At 75.0% G+C, this 17045-nt stretch carries 2 protein-coding genes; both read left to right on the top strand.

The window, feature by feature from the left end:
• Positions 1 to 99: 99 nt before the first annotated feature.
• Positions 100 to 11253, top strand: coding sequence for a non-ribosomal peptide synthetase (locus bpln_RS26545; RefSeq protein ID WP_055140490.1), 11154 nt, complete (start codon positions 100 to 102; stop codon positions 11251 to 11253).
• A gap of 96 nt (positions 11254 to 11349) precedes the next feature.
• Positions 11350 to 16980 (top strand): non-ribosomal peptide synthetase, encoded by a 5631-nt coding sequence (locus tag bpln_RS26540; RefSeq protein ID WP_055140489.1) that lies wholly within the window; start codon positions 11350 to 11352, stop codon positions 16978 to 16980.
• Positions 16981 to 17045 lie beyond the last annotated feature (65 nt).

Raw genomic sequence — 17045 nt, 5'->3', positions numbered from 1 at the left:
CCGTGCCCCGCCCGGGCGCGGCGCACCTCGGCCCGGCCGCCGGCAGGACTGCCGGGCGGCCGCTTGCCGTTCCGAAACCGAACCTCGAAGAGTGAACCCGTGAGCGAAGTGTCGAACGATCTGCTGTCGATTTCGACGGCCTATGTCGCCCTCCCGCCGGAAAAGCGCGCCGTGTTTCGCGGCCGTCTGCGCGAGCGCGGCATCGACGCCGCGCGCCTGCCGATCGTGCCGTTTCCCGGCGCCGAGCGGCGTTTCCCGCTCTCGCATGCGCAGGAGCGGCTGTGGTTCCTGTGGCGCCTCGATCCCGCCAGCGCCGCCTACAACGTGACGGGCGCGATGCGCCTGCGCGGCCGGCTCGATGCGCCGGCGCTGCGCGCCGCGCTCGATCGCGTGGTCGATGCGCACGAAAGCCTGCGGCAGCGCTTCGACGAAGTCGACGGCGTGCCGTACCAGAGCGCCGGGCCGCGCGATTACGGCTGGCAGACGCTCGCGCTCGACGCCGCGGAAGATGGCGCGCTCGACGCGCTGCTGGCCGAACGCTCGGCCGCGCCGTTCGATCTGGAGCACGGGCCGCTGCTGCGCGTCGCGCTGATCGCGCTCGCGCCCGACGATCACGTGCTGCACGTCGCGCTGCATCACATCGTGTCGGACGGGCTGTCGGTCGGCGTGCTCGTCAACGAACTCGGCGCCGCCTACGCGGCCTGCCTCGGCGAGGACGCCGAGGCACCGGCGACCGGCGCGCGTGCCGCGTCGGCACCGGCCGGCGTGCAATACGGCGACTACGCGCTATGGCAGCGCGAATGGCTCGACGACGGCGCGCTGGCGCGCCAGCTCGACTACTGGCGCAACCGGCTCGGCACCGATCATCCGGTGCTCGAACTGCCGAAGACGCGCACTCGCACCGGCATGCGCAGCGGCGCGGGCGGGCGCGTGGTGCGCGTGCTGCCGCCGGCGCTGCACGCCGCGCTGCTGCGCGTGTCGAACGCCGCCGACGCCACGCCGTTCATGACGCTGCTGGCCGCCTACGACCTGCTGCTCGCGCGCTACAGCGGCCAGCGCGACATCCGCGTCGGCGTGCCGGCGGCCGGCCGCGACCGGCCCGAGGTGGCGCGCACCATCGGCTTCTTCGTCAACACGCTGGTGATCCGCAGCGAACTGGACGCCGTGCCGACTTTCGAGGCGCTGCTCGCGCAGGTGCGCGAACGCGTGCTCGAGGCCCATGCGCACGCGGACCTGCCGTTCACGAAGCTGGTCGACGCCCTGCAGCCGCAGCGCAGCTTCGGCAACACGCCGCTGTTCCAGGCGATGTTCAACTATCTCGGCAACGACGACGACACGATCCGGCTGCCGGGGCTCGACGTCTCGAATCACGAGATCGACATGCAGACGGCGCGCTTCGATCTCGTGCTCGACGCCCGCGAGCGCGCGAACGGTTTCGAGGTGGCGTTCACCTATGCCGAGGACCTGTTCGACGCGGCCACCATGGGCGCGATGCTCGATCACTTCGTGGCGCTGCTCGACGCGGCGCTGGGCGCGCCGCAGCGCCCGCTGGCCGCGCTCGCGGCCGCCGCGCCCGGGCCGGCGCCGGCGCCCGTCAAGCCATACCGCTCGGTGCCGGCGCGCTTCGCGGCGAGTGCCGCGCGCCACGCCGCCTCGCTCGCCGCGCATTGCGAAGGGCAGCACGCCACCTACGCGCAGCTCGACCGCCACGCCGAACGCGTGGCGCGGGCGCTCGCCGCGGCGGGCGTGCGCCACGACGAGCGCGTCGGCATCTGCATGACGCGCTCGCTCGGCATGGTGGCCGCGCTGCTCGGCACGCTGCGTTCGCCGGGCGCGTTCGTGCCGCTCGATCCGGCCTATCCGGCCGAGCGGCTCGCGATGATGATGGACGACGCCGGCGTCAAGGTCGTGCTGACCGACGCGGCGGCGCGGCGGCAATGCGGCGGGCTGTTCGCCGGGCGCGCCGCGATCGACGTCGACGCGCTGGAAGGCGAGGGCGAGGGCGAGGGCGATGCGAACGCTATCGCCACGTTCGTACACGAACCGCATCCTGACCAACTCGCCTACGTGATCTACACGTCGGGCTCGACGGGCCGCCCGAAGGGCGTCGCGATCTCGCACGGCGCGTTCGCCGCGCATCTGGACGACTTCATCACCGCGCACGGCATCGGCGCCGACGACACGCAGCTGCAATCGTCGACGATCAACTTCGACGTGGCGCTGCACGAGATGCTGCCGGCGCTGCTGCAGGGCGGCCGGATCGAGATGCGCGGCGCCGAGCCGTGGGACATCGACACCACCAGCCGCCACCTGATCGACGCGCGCGTGACGTTCTCGCGGCTGCCGACCGCCTACTGGCAGCAGTGGCTGCGCACGCCGCCGCCGCCGCAAGCGCTGGCCGCGCTGCGGCAGATCACGGTGGGCGGCGAGGGGCTGCCCGGCGACGCGCTCGCGCAATGGCAGCGCGGCCCGCTCGGCCGGATCGGCCTCGCGAACCTGTACGGGCCGACCGAAACCACGGTGGCCTGCATGTATCGCGCGACCACGCCCGAGGATGCCGCGCAGTCGATCGTCTCGATCGGCGTGCCCTACGCGTCGCGCACCGCGCGCGTGCTCGACCGCGACGGCAACGAGGCGCCGGTCGGCGCGCTCGGCGAACTCTGCATCGGCGGCCACACGCTCGCGCGCGGCTATCTGGACCGCGCCGCGCAGACGGCCGAGCGCTTCGTGCCCGATCCGCTCGGCGCACCCGGCTCGCGCCTCTACCGCACCGGCGACCTGTGCCGGCGCCGCGCCGACGGCGCGATCGACTTCCTCGGCCGCCTCGACCAGCAGATCAAGCTGCGCGGCTTCCGCATCGAGCCGGGCGAGATCGAGGCCGCGCTGCGGCGCCAGCCCGGCGTGGCCGAGGCGGTGGTGGTGCTCGCCAGCGAGCGCGGCGTGGCGCGGCTGGTCGGCTACGTGGTGGGCGCCGCCGGCACGACGCTCGACGGCGCCGAACTGCAGCGCTCGCTCGCCCGGCAGCTGCCGGCGCACATGGTGCCGGCCGCGCTCGCGGTGCTCGAGCGCATGCCGTTGATGCAGAACGGCAAGGTCGATCGCGCGGCGCTGCCGGCCGTCGAGGTCGCCGCGGCCGACGGCCCGCGCGCCGCGCCGCGCAACGACGCCGAACGCGCGCTGCTGGCGTGGTGGGGCGCGGTGCTGAACCGCGACGATCTCGGCATCGACGACGACTTCTTCTCGGCGGGCGGCGATTCGATCCTGAGCCTGCAACTGATCGCCAGGGCGCGCGCGCAAGGCTGGCTGCTGACGCCGCGCCAGGTGTTCGAGCAGCCCACCGTGGCGCGGCTCGCGGCCGTGATGCGCCCGCTGGAGACGGCCGAGGCCGCCGCCGAGCTGCGCGATCCGCTGCCGCTCACGCCGATCCAGGCGTGGTTCCATTCACGCTATCCGGAAGGCCAGCCGCACTGGAACCAGTCCGTACTGCTGCGCGTGCGCGGCCGGCTCGACGGCGCCGCGTTCGAACGCGCGCTTGGCGCCGTGATCGCGCGCCACGATGCGTTGCGGCTGCGCTTCGAGCGCGATCCGGCCGATGGCGCGTGGCGGCAGCGCGTGCTGGCCGAGGCGCCGGCGGTTGCCGTGGCGTCGATCGATCTGCGCGAGGCCGGCGGGCGCTGGCCCGCCGCGCTCGAGGATGCCGCCGAGCGCGCCCAGCGCGCGCTCGATCCGGCCTCGGGCCGGCTGGTCCACGCCGTGGCGTGGCGCACGCCCGATCTGGCCGACGGCTCGCCCGACGGCCGGCTGCTGCTCGTGATCCATCACCTTGCCGTGGACGGCGTGTCGTGGCGGATCCTGCTCGCCGATCTCGCGGCCGCCTACGCGGCGGCCACCGAGGGCCGCGCGATCGTGCTCGACGCGGCGCTGCCGTGGAGCGTCTGGGCCGCCGCGCAACGCGACGCGGCCACCCCGGCCCGGCTCGCGGCGGCCTTGCCCGCGTGGCAGGCCGCGCTGGCCGGCGCGGTGGTGCCGCTCGACGCGCCGGCCAGCAGCGCCGCGACCAGCGACGTGGTGGACTGGAAGCTCGAACGCGAGGCGACCGACGCGCTGCGCCGCGCCGCGCCGCGCGCCTACCGGCTCGGCATCGACGAGCTGCTGCTCGCCGCGCTCGCGCGTGCGATGGCCGCGACGTTCGGCGGCGACGGCGCGCTGATCGCGCTCGAAGGCCACGGCCGTGATATCCACGATCGCCACGATCTCGATCCGAGCCGCACGGTCGGCTGGTTCACCACGCGCTATCCGGCCTGGCTGCCGGCGCCGGCCGACGACGCGGCCGCGCTGATCGACGCCAAGGCGCGGCTGCGCGCGCTGCCCGACGGCGGCGCGTCGTGGGGCTGGCTGCAGGCCTACGGCGATGCGGCCGCGCACGCGGCGCTGGCCGCGCTGCCCGTGCCGCGCGTCAGCTTCAACTATCTCGGCCAGTTCGACGGCAGCCTCGCCGACGACGGCCCGTTCGGCTTCGCGACCGAGCCATCGGGCGCCCAACAGCCGGCCGACGAGGCGCTCGCCTATGCGGTCGACATCAACGGCATGATCGTCGACGGGCGGCTGTCGTTCGCGTGGCGCTTCGATCCGGCGCGGGTCTCGCCCGAGCGCCAGCATGCGCTGGTCGCCGCGTTCGACCGCGAGGTCGCGCGCTTCGTCGCGCATTGCGAGCAGGCCGCGCCGCGCGCGACCGCCGCCGATTTCCCGCGCGCCGCGATCAGCGAGGCCGATTTCGACGCGCTCGGCCTGGCCGCGGTCGCGCTCGACGAGCTCTATCCGGCCACGCCGCTGCAACAGGGCCTGCTGTTCCACAGCCTGCTCGAACGCGGCGCCTACCTGAACCGCAAGCGGCTGACGCTGCGCGGCGAGGTGGACATCGACGCGATGCGCCGCGCCTGGCAGACCGTGATCGCGCGTCATCCGGTGCTGCGCACGCGCTTCGTGCGCGCGCACGGCGGCACCATGCTGCAGGCCGTGCATGCGGCGGTGCCGCTGCCGTTCGAGGTCCACGACTGGCGCGAGCGCGACGATTACGAGACGGCGTTCGCGAGCTGGTTCGACGAGGCGGCGCCCAAGCGCATCGACCTCGACGCCGCGTCGCTGATGCATGTCGCGCTGTTCCGCCGTCCCGACGGCGCGCACGATCTGGCCTGGTTCAACCATCACGCGCTGTCCGACGGCTGGAGCCAGTCGCAGCTGCTCGGCGAGCTGACGCGCGCCTACGTGGCCGCGCGCGCGGGCGGCGAGGCCGTGCTCGATCCGGTCGTGCCGTTCTCGCGCTACACCGACTGGCTCGCCGCGCAGCCCGATACCGGCGACTGGTGGCGCGCGCAGCTCGCGCGCGTCGATCAGCCGGCGCTGCTGCTCGATGCCGTGCCGTCGCCGGCGGCAGCCGCCGTGCAGGCCGAACGCGGCGGCGACACGTTCCGCCACCGCGCCGCGCCGCTCGGCGCCGCGCTGTCGGCCGCGCTGGCCGACACGGCGCGGCGCCGCGGCGTCACGCTCAACACGCTGATCCAGGCCGCCTGGGCGCTCGTGCTCGCGCGCCACGGCGATCGCCGCCAGGCCGCGTTCGGCGTGACCGTGTCGGGCCGTCCGTCCGATCTGGCCGGCGCCGGCGCGATCCAGGGCGTATTCATCAACAGCCTGCCGCTGTGGGTCGACGTGCCGGCCGACGCGCCGTTGCAGGACTGGCTGCTGGCCTTGCAGCACCGCAACGTCGAGTTGCGGCAGGTGGAGCACACGCCGCTGACCTCGATCCAGCAATGGGCCGGCGCGCAGGTCGGCACGTTGTTCGATTCGCTGCTGGTGTTCGAGAACTACCCGATCGATCCGGCGCTGAAGGACGGCTCGCTCGGGCTGACCGTCGAGGCGTCGGTGTCGTTCGAACGCACGCACTATCCGCTCACGCTCGGCGTGTTGCCCGGCGAGCGGATCGGCCTGGAATGGAGCTGGGACGCGTCGCGTCTGGACGAGGCGACGCTCGACGCGCTGGCCGCCGCCTACGAGGCGATGCTCGCGCAGCTCGCGCGGCCTGAAGCGACCACGCTGGCCGCGCTGCGCGCAAGCGGCCCGGCGGGCGTGGCGGGGGCGGCCGTGGCCGAGCCGCATCCGTATCGCCCGGTGGCGGCGCGCTTCGAAGCGGCCGTGCGCGAGCATGGCGACGCGCTCGCGCTGCGCTGCGGCGACGCCTCGCTCGGCTACACCGCGCTCGATCGCGCCGCGAACCGCATCGCGCGGCGTCTCGCCGACGCGGGCGTGCGCGCCGGCGCGCCGGTGGGCGTCTGCATGGAACGTTCGCCGGCCCTGATCGCCGCGCTGTTCGGCGTGCTGAAGGCGGGCGGCGCCTACGTGCCGCTCGATCCCGCCTATCCGCGCGAGCGCCTGCGCGACATGTGCGGCGACGCGCGTATCGCGATCGTGCTGACCGATGCCGCGACGGCGGCCGACCATGCCGACTGGATCGCCGCCGAGGGGCGTGTCGCGTTGGACGCCGCCGAGGTGATCGAAGCGGGCGATGCCGCCACCGAGGCCGCTTGCGGCGCCTCGGCCGAGCCGCATCCCGAGCAGCTCGCCTACCTGATCTATACGTCCGGCTCGACCGGCCGGCCGAAGGGCGTCGCGCTCACGCACGGCGCGCTGAGCCGCCATCTCGACGATTTCATCGCCGATCACGGCCTGCGCGCCGACGATCACGTGCTGCAGTTCTCGACCGTCAACTTCGACGCGTCGGTCGAGCAGATCTTCGCGCCGCTCACGCTCGGCGCCTCGCTCGAAATGCGCGGCGCCACGCTGTGGAGCGCCGACGAGTTCGACCGCGTGCTGGCCGGGCGCGCCGTGACGTTCGCCTATCTGCCCACCGGCTACTGGAAACAATGGGTGCGCCAGGCCCGCCCGCGGCCCGGCTTCGTGCTGCGGCGCATGCTGATCGGCGGCGAGGCGCTGCCGGGCACGGCGGTCGCGCAGTGGTTCGATTCGCCGCTGCGCGAGGTGCCGCTGTTCAACACCTACGGGCCGACCGAGATCGCCGTGACCTCGTCGGTGCAACGCGTCGAGCCCGCGCAGGCGGGCTGCCTCGCCGCGCCGATCGGGCGGCCCTCGGCCTCGCGCGTCTACCGGATTCTCGATCGCGACGGCCTGCCGGTGCCGGCGCACGGCGTCGGCGAGCTCTGCATCGGCGGGACCACGCTCGCGCGCGCTTACGCGGGCCGGCCGGAGCTGAGCGCCGAGCGCTTCGTGCCCGATCCGCTCGGCGCGCCCGGCGCGCGGCTCTATCGCACCGGCGACCGCTGCCGCTGGCTGCCGGACGGCAGCGTGGCCTACCTCGGGCGTCTCGACGAGCAGGTCAAGGTGCGCGGCTTCCGGATCGAGCCCGGCGAGATCGAGGCCGCGCTGCTGGCGCGGCCGGAGGTGGCCGATGCGGTGGTGGTGGCGCAGGGCGACGGCGACGCGCGGCGCGTGGTGGCCTACGTGGTCGGCAGGATCGGCGCGGCCGGCGAGGCCGGTGCGGCGCCCGACGCCGCCGCGCTGCGCGCCGCGCTGGCCGAACGCCTGCCGGCCTACCTGGTGCCGGCCGCGATCGGCGTGCTCGACGCGCTGCCGACGCTGCCCAACGGCAAGCTCGACCGCCGCGCGCTGCCGGCGCTCGATGCCGACAGCGCGACCGGCTACGTGGCGCCGGCCACGCCGCTCGAGGCGACCGTCGCCGAAATCTGGCAGGCCGTGCTCGGCATCGAGCGGATCGGCGCGCGCGACGATTTCTTCGCGCTCGGCGGTCATTCGCTGCTGGCGCTGCAAGTGGCCGCGCGCCTGCAACGCGCGCTCGGCCGCGAGGTGCCGCTGCGCGCGCTGTTCGATCATCCGGAGCTGGCCGCGCTGGCCGCCTGGCTCGAAGCCGGCGCCGCGCCCGGCGCGCGCGTGCTGCCGCCGGTGCGCGCCAGCGGCCTCCGCGAGGCGCCGCCGACGCATGGCCAGACGCGCCTCTGGTTCCTCTGGCGCCTCGCGCCCGACAACCCGGCCTATCACCTGTCGCTGGCGGTGCGCATCGACGGCGCGCTCGACGCGTCGCGGCTGCATGCGGCGCTCGACGCCGTGGTGGCGCGCCACCAGATGCTGCATTCGCGCTTCGACGAACGCGACGGCGCGCCGTGGCTGGTGGTCGACGAAACCTTGCGCGCCGGCTGGGACGAGGCCGCGTTCGCTTCGGCCGACGACGCGGCCTGCCTCGCGTGGCTGCGCGAGTGCGGGGCCCGGCCGTTCGACCTGCTGCGAGGCCCGCTGCTGCGCGCGCGGCTGGCCCGGGTCGGCGCCGACGCCCATCTGTTCCAGCTCACGCTGCATCACGTCGCCGCCGACGGCTGGTCGATGAACCTGCTGATCGACGAGCTGGCCGCCGCCTACGAGGCGGCACTGGCCGGCGACGCGCGGGCCTATGCGCCGGCGCTGCCGGTCCAGTACGTCGATTACGCGCTCTGGCAGCACGCCTCGCTCGACGCCGCCGCGCTCGACGCGCAGCTCGATTACTGGCGCGACACGCTCGGCGACGAGCAGCCCGTGCTCGAACTGCCCGCCGACCGGCCGCGGCCGGCGGTGCGCGACGGCCAGGGCGGGCAGGTCGGCATGGAGCTGGACCGCGCGCTGGCCGACGCGCTGCAGACCTACGCGCGCCGCCACGACGCGACGTTGTTCATGACGCTGCTGGCCGCGTTCCATGCGCTGCTGCATCGCTACGGCGGCCAGCGCGACGTGCGGATCGGCATCCCGCTCGGCGGGCGCGAGCGCATCGAGATCGAGCCGCTGATCGGCTTCTTCGTCAACACCGCCGTGATCCGCGCGGAGCTGTCCGGCGCGCTGCCGTTCGATGCGCTGCTCGCGCAGGTCCGGCAGCGCGTGCTCGACGCGCAGGCGAACCAGGACGTGCCGTTCGCGCGTCTGGTCGACGCGCTGCAGCCGGTGCGCGTGGCGAGCCACACGCCGCTGTTCCAGGCGATGTTCAACTACGACGTGCGGCAGGGCGCGAGCGAGCGGCGGATCGGCGAGGCGCTGCGGCTGAGCCCGTTCGGCGCCGCGCGCACCGCCGCGCAGTTCGACCTGACGCTCGGCGTCTCGGTGGGCGAGCGGATCGGGCTGTCGTTCGGCTATGCGACCGACCTGTTCGATCGCGACACGGTGGTGCGCCTGCTCGACGACTATCGCGCGCTGCTCGCGCAGATCGTCGGCGGCGCGGCGGCCGGCGCCTCGGTCGATAAGTCGGCCGGTGCTTTGGCCGGTACTTTGCCCGAAGCGGGCGAAGCGCCCGATGCGCGCCCGGCGCCGCGCCTGCGCGATTTCAAGCTCGAGGCGCGCGCCGTGGCGAGCCGCGGCGCGTTCGGCAACCCGCCGTTCGTCGCCATCCACGAGCGGATCGCGGCGCAGGCGCGCCGCACGCCCGACGCCATCGCGGTGCGCTGCGACGGCGTCCTGCACAGCTATCGCGAACTCGACGCGCGCGCCACGCGCGTGGCGCGGCAGCTGCTGGCGAGCGGGATCGGCGCCGAGGCGCGGGTGGGCGTCTGCACCGCGCGTTCCGGCGCGATGCTGGTGGCCGTGCTGGCGGCGCTGAAGGCGGGCGCCGCCTACGTGCCGCTCGATCCGGCCTATCCGGACGCGCATCTGGGCGGCATGATCGAGGACGCCGGGCTGGCCTGCACGCTGGCCGACGCGGCCGGGCGCGAGCGCCTCGGTGCGCTGGGTGCGTTCGGCGCGCTCGGCGACGCGCATCGCCTCATCGATCCGGACGACACCGCCGCGCCGGACGCCGCCGATGCCGCCGATCCGGCGAGCGACGCCGATCTGCCCGCCGTCGATCCGGCCCAGCTCGCCTACGTGATCTATACCTCGGGCTCGACCGGGCGGCCGAAGGGCGTCGGCGTCACGCATGGCGCGCTCGCGCGCTTTCTCGAGAGCCTGCGCGCGCGGCTCGCGCCGACCCCCGACGACGTCTGGCTCGCCGTCACCACGCTGTCGTTCGACATCGCCGCGCTGGAGCTGTACCTGCCGCTCGCGGCCGGCGCGACGATCGAACTGGCCACGCGCGAGACGGTGGTGGACGGCACCAGGCTGGCCGCGCTGGCCGAGTCGTCCGGCGCGACGCTGATGCAGGCCACGCCGATGGGCTGGCGCGTGCTGCTCGACGGCGGCTGGCAGGGCCGGCGCGGGCGCTTCACGGCGCTGTGCGGCGGCGAGGCGCTGCCACCCGACCTGGCCGACGCGCTGCAGGCGCGCGGCGTCGCGCTCTGGAACCTCTACGGTCCGACCGAGACGACGATCTGGTCGAGCGCCGCGCGGCTCGACGCCGGCGCGCGCATCACGCTCGGCGCGCCGCTCGAACACACCACGCTGCAGGTGCTGGACGAAAGCGGCCAGCCGGTGCCCGACAACGGCGTCGGCGAGCTTTGCATCGGCGGCGCGAACCTCGCGCGCGGCTATCTGGGCCGTGCCGGGCAGACCGCCGAGCGCTTCATTCCCGATCCGCACGGCGCGCCGGGCGCGCGGCTCTATCGCACCGGCGACCTGTGCCGCGTGCGCCGCGACGGCCGGCTCGAATACCTGGGCCGCGCGGATCAGCAGGTCAAGCTGCGCGGCTTCCGGATCGAACTCGGCGCGACCGAGGCGGCGCTGCGCGCGCTCGACGGCGTCCGCGACGCGGCTTGCCGGATCGTCGGCGACGGCAGCGCGCGGCGGCTGGTGGCCTACGTGACGGGCGAGGCCGATCCGGCCGGCCTGCGCGCGCGGCTCGCCGAGCAGCTGCCGATGCAGCAGGTGCCCGCGCAGGTAGTGCGGCTCGACGCGCTGCCGCTGACCTCGAACGGCAAGCTCAACCGCAACGCGCTGCCCGAGGTCGCCGCGCATGACGACGAGCACTACGTCGCGCCGCGAACGCCGACCGAGGTACAGGTCTGCGAGACCTGGGCCGAGGTGCTCGGCATCGCGCGGGCCGGCCGCGACGACGACTTCTTCGTGCTTGGCGGCCATTCGCTGGCCGCGGTGCGGGTGGCCGCGCGGCTCGGCGAACGGCTCGGCCGCAAGGTCGAGCTGGCGCTGCTGTTCTCGCAGCCGCGCGCGGCCGATCTGGCCGCGCGGCTCGACGGCGAGGCCGGGGCCGGCGAGAGCGGCGGCGAGGGGGGAGGCGGTTCGCTCGACGCGATGCAGGGCCTGCTGGACTCGCTGTAACCCGCGCCCGTGCGGGCGCCGCGCGGGAGACCGCCGGCGCCCGGCCCGCGCCGCGCGCGCGGGGGCCGACGCAACGACAGACTGGAAACGAACAACGTGACGGACAACACACCTACCGCGCGCCCCGACGCGCTGCGGCTCGCGACGCAATACGCGGCGCTGCCCGAGGACAAGCGCGCGCTGTTTCGCGCCCGCGCGCGCAGCCAGGGCATCGACACCTCGGCGCTGCCGGCCGTGCCACTCGCGCCGCGCCCGGCGCGCTTTCCGCTGCTGCCGGCGCAGGAGCGGCTGTGGTTTCTCTGGTGCCTCGATCCGAACCACGCCGGCTATCACCTCGCGCAGACGCTGCGCCTGACCGGTCCGTTCGACGCCGCGGCGCTGCGGCGCGCGCTCGGCGCGCTGCTGGCGCGCCATGAATCGCTGCGGCTGCGCTTCGAGGCCGGCGACGGCGTGCCGATGCAGATCCCGGTGCCGGTTTCGGTTTTGGCCGAGGCCGATGTCACCCCCCGTCGAGTCGGCTCCGATCCCGCCGCGCTCGCGGCGGCGCTGCGCGCGTTCGCCTGCGCGCCGTTCGACCTGATCGGCGGCCTGCCGATTCGCGTCGGCGTGTTCGAGGTGGCGCCGGGCGAGCACGTGCTGCAGATCGTGGTCCATCACATCGTCGCCGACGCGTGGTCGATGGAGCTGCTGTTGCGCGACCTGCTCGCGTTTTATCGCGGCGACACGCCGGCGCCGCTGCCGCTGCAGTTCGCCGACGTGGCGATGTGGCGCCGCGAATGGCTGGCCGCCGGCGAACTCGACGCGCAGCTGGCGCACTGGCGCGCCACGCTCGACGGCGCGCCCGGCGCGATCACGCTGCCGCGCGATCTGCCGCCGCGCCAGCAGCGCTCGCACGACGGCGGCACGGTGCGCCGCACGCTCGACGCCCCGCTCGCCGGGCAGCTGCGCGCGATCGCGCGCGAGCACGGCACCACGCCGTTCACGCTGCTGCTGGCGGCCTATGGCGTGCTGCTCGGCCGTTACGCGGCGCAGCGCACGGTGGTGATCGGTGTGCCGTCGGCCGGCCGCGAGCGCCGCGAGACCGAGGCGCTGGTCGGCTTCTTCGTCAATACGCTGATCGTGCGCGCCGATCTCGACGGCGCGCAGCGTTTCGACGCGCTGCTGCGCGCGCTGCATGCGCGCGTGCTCGACGCGCAGGCGCATCGCGACGTGCCGCTCGCGCGGCTCGTCGATGCGCTCGCGGTGGAGCGCGATCTCGACAGCTCACCGCTGTTCCAGGTGATGTTCGACCTGGCCGTCGACCAGCCGCGCCAGCCGCTGACGCTGCCCGACGGACTGCTGGCCGAGCCGGTCGGCGACATGGCCGCGACCGCGCGCTTCGATTTCGCGTTGAACGGGCGCGACCGCGGCGCGGGCGGCGGCGTCGAGCTCGCGTTGACCTATGCGCGCGACCGCTTCGTCGAGGCCAGCGTGGCGCGTTTCCTCGACGACTACACGGCGCTGCTCGCGCAGATCGCGGCCGACCCGACGCGACGCGTGGCCGATCTTGCCGTGCCGCGCCGGCATCACGCGGCGCGCGCCGAGATCGCGCGCGCGCCGTTCCAGCCCGCGCACCGGCGCGTCGCCGAGCGCGCGGCGCGCTGCCCGACCCGCGTCGCGCTGCGCTGCGAGGGCGCCGAACTCGGCTATGCCCAGCTCGACGGCTGGGCCGCGCGGATCGGCGCGGCGCTGCGCGACGACGGCCTCGTGCCGGGCGAGCGCGTCGGCCTGCTGCTGAACCGCTCGCTCGCGCTGCCGGCCGCGCTGCTCGGCGTCTGGCACGCGGGCGGCGCGTTCGTGCCGCTCGATCCCGAGTACCCGGAAGCGCGGCTGCGCGCGATGATCGCCGACGCCGGCGTGACGCGCGTGATCGTCGACGACGACACGCGCGCGCTGTGGCCCGACCTGCTCGCGCCGCTGCGCGCGATCGATGCGTGGTGGCTGCGCGGCGAGGCCGACGCGGGCTGGCCCGGCGACGCCGAAGGCCCGGCCGTGCCACTGCATCCCGAGGCGCTGGCCTACGTGATCTACACCTCGGGCTCGACCGGCACGCCGAAGGGCGTGGCGATCTCGCACGGCGCGCTCGCGCTGCACCTCGACGATTTCCTGCACGACCACCGCATCGCCGAGACCGACGTCGTGCTGCAATCGTCCACCATCAATTTCGACGTGGCGCTGCACGAGCTGCTGCCCGCGCTGATCGCGGGCGCTCGCGTGGTGATGCGCGGCCCGCGCGCCTGGGAACTCGACACGCTGAACCGCACGCTGACCGACGAGCGCGTGACGTTCGCGCGGATTCCCACCGCGCTGTGGCAGCAGTGGCGCATCGCGCTGCCGGCACCCGAGGCGCTGGCGCTGCGGCAGATCACGGTGGGCGGCGAGGGGCTGCCCGGCGACGCGCTCGCGAAATGGCTCGACGGGCCGCTCGCGCACGTCGCGATCGACAACCTCTACGGGCCGACCGAGACCACCGTGGCCGCGCTGCATCATCCGGTGGGACCGGCCGACGCGGCCAGCGCGATCGTCGCGATCGGCCGCTGCTACCCGTCGCGGCACGCCTACGTGGCCGACCTCGACGGCAACCGCGCGCCCGACGGCGCGCTCGGCGAACTCTGCATCGGCGGCGCGACGCTGGCCCATGGCTATCTCGGCCGCCCCGAGCTGACCGCCGAGCGCTTCGTGCCCGATCCGACCGGCGCGCCCGGTTCGCGCGTCTACCGCAGCGGCGACCTGTGCCGCGCGCGCCCGGACGGCACCATCGACTTTCTCGGCCGGCTCGACCAGCAGATCAAGCTGCGCGGCCATCGCATCGAACTCGGCGAGATCGAGGCGGCGCTGCGGCGCGCGGCCGGCGTGCGCGAGGGCGTGGTCGAACTGCGCGGCGAGGGCGAACGCAAGCGGCTGGTGGCCTACTTCACCGGCGCGGCCACGCCCGAGGCGGTGCGCGAGGCGCTCGCGGCCACCTTGCCGGCCTCGCACGTGCCGTCGGTCTGCGTCGCGCTGGCGGCGCTGCCCACGCTGCCGAACGGCAAGCTCGACCGTCGCGCGCTGCCCGAGCCCGACGCCGCCGTCGAGACCGGCGCGGTGCCGCCCGACGGCCCGCTCGAAACCACGCTGCTGGCGATCTGGCAGACCGTGCTGGGGCGCGCCGATTTCGGCGTGACCGATGCGTTCTTCGCGCTCGGCGGCGATTCGATCTCGAGCCTGCGGGTGATCGCGCAGGCGCGCGCGGCCGGCTGGATCGTCAGCGCGCGGCAGGTGTTCGAGCATCCGAGCGTGCGCGCGCTCGCGCGCGTCGCGCAGCGCGCCGACGCGGCGGCGGGCGAGGGCGCGGCGGGCGACGCGGGCAACCCGGCGGACGGCCCGCTCGACGCGCCGCTCGTGCCGATGCAGCAGTGGTTCTTCGAACGGTTCCCCGATGCGCCGTCGCGCTGGAACCAGTCGGTGCTGCTGACGAGCGCCGAGCCGCTCGACGTCCCCGCGCTGCGCGCGGCGTTCGCGGTGCTGCTCGCCACCCACGACGCGCTGCGCGCGCGCTTCGCCCGCGATCCGGCCGGCGGGGCCTGGACCCAGACGTTCGTGCCGCCGTCGGCCGCGCTGGTCGATGCCGCGTTCGACTCGATCGACCTGCGTGAAGCCGAGGCCGATGCCGGCGACTGGCGCGCCGCGCTGGCGCGCCACGCCGACCGCCTGCACGGCGGCCTCGATCTGGCCGCCGGGCCGCTGATCCGCGCGGCGGCCGTGGCGACGCCCGACGGCGCGCGACTGCTGATCGTGGCGCATCACGTCGTGATGGACGGCGTGTCGTGGCGGATCCTGCTCGACGATCTGCTGAGCGCCTACGACGCGGCGCGCGCCGCGCCGGCCGCGTCGGTCGATGCACCGCCCGCGCTGCCGCGCCCGGTGACGGGCTGGGCCGACTGGTCGCGCCGGCTCGCGGCCTACGCCACGCAGCCCGAACTGCTGAGCGAGCTGGCGTGGTGGCAGGCGCGCCTCGGCACCGCGCACGACGCGGCGCCGCGCGCCGAGGGCGGCCAGCGGCATCGCGCCTGGGCGCTCGACGCCGCCGCCACGAAGCGCCTGACCGATGCCGGCTGGCGCATCGACGACGTGCTGCTCGCGGCGCTCGCGCATGCCTGCGCGCGGGTGCTGCCCGAGGTGCCGGTGATCGTCGAGCTCGAAGGCCATGGCCGCGGCGAGCGCGTGCCCGGCGTCGACCTGAGCCGCACGGTGGGCTGGTTCACGACGCAGTACCCGCTGCGCATCGAGGCGCGCGAGGCACCTGACGCGACGCGGCGCGCGATCGCCGCGGCCCGCGCCGAACTGCCGGCCGACGGGTTGCACTACAACCTGCTGCGCTACGCGGGCCTGGCCTCGTCGCGCGCGGCGCTGGCCGCGCTGCCGGCCACCACGGTCGGCTTCAACTACCTGGGCCGCTTCGACGAGCGGCTCGGCGCGGGACGCTTCGGCTTCGCCGCCGAGGACAGCGGCGACGGCATGCCCGGCCGCGCCGCGAACGGGCCGCGCCACTGGCTCGACCTGAACGGCCTGATCGCCGACGGCCGCCTCAAGGTGGACTGGAGCGCGGCCGACCGTTCCGTGGACGAGGCGCGGCTCGACCGCCTGATCGCCGCGTTCGACGCGCAGGTGCGCTCGCTCGCCGACGCGGCGGCACGCAGCGCGTCCATGGACGAGGCGGCGCCGGCCGCGGCGCCGCGCGGGTTCGGCGGGCTGCCGGTCGATGCCATGCCGGCAGCCGTGCCGGGCACCGGATCGAGCACGAACACGGCGGCTGACGCCGCATTCGCGGTCTGGCGCGAGCGCTTCTACACCGAGGCGCGGCTCGCGCCGTCGCCCGACCCGCTGCGCCAGCCGCTCAACGCGGCGCACGCGCCCGTCACGCTGTTCTGCTGCTATCCCGGTTTCGGCCTGACCGGCGAATACCGGTTCCTCGCGGCCGCGCTGCAGGGCGTCGCGTCGGTGATCGCGCTGCGCGCGCCCGGCTTCGCGTTCCCGGCCTCGACGCCGGCCGACTGGCCCGACTCGTTCGACGCGCTCGCCGACGCCTGCACGCGCAGCGTGCTCGATGCGCAGCCAAGCGGCCCGTACCGGCTGCTCGGCTGGTCGTTCGGCGGCCGGATCGCGTTCACGGTGGCGGCGCGGCTGCGCGCGCTCGGTCACGCGGTCGATTTCGTCGGGCTGCTCGACACGGCGATCCGCACCGCCGACGCGCATGACCCCGGGCACGACGGGGCGCAGGACGCCGATGCCGGCACGGCCGGCGCGCTCGATGCGCTGCCGGGCTGGCTCGACGCGCAGCCGGACGGCGCGCTGCTGCGGCCGCTGTTCGCGCGCGCGGCCGAGATCGACGCGCTGCATTACCGGCTGCGGCTCGAACACGCGCTGCCGCGCCTCGACGTGCCGGTCACGTTCTGGCATGCCGCGCGAGATGTCGTTGCGGGCCGCGAACGCGACTGGCGGCCCCATACGAGCGCGGGCGTGACGGTGGTGGAAGCCGACGCGACGCATAGCGGGATCGTGCTGCATCCGGCCGTCCACGACGACCTCGCGCGTCGGCTGCGCGCGCTCGCCGGTCCCGCATCCGTCCCTCCACTCGATGCGCGCCGTCGCCCGGACGGGGCCGCCGCGACGGCGCAAATTGTTCGCGACGACGCGCAGCGCGGTTGAACTGTCGGATAATGCCAACCCGGCGGGCCGGGCCCGCCGCTCCCGCAAGACGATGCTGATGACGA

The sequence above is a fragment of the Burkholderia plantarii genome (assembly GCF_001411805.1).
Classification (GTDB): domain Bacteria; phylum Pseudomonadota; class Gammaproteobacteria; order Burkholderiales; family Burkholderiaceae; genus Burkholderia; species Burkholderia plantarii.
This window is presented reverse-complemented; position numbering and strand designations above follow the sequence as displayed.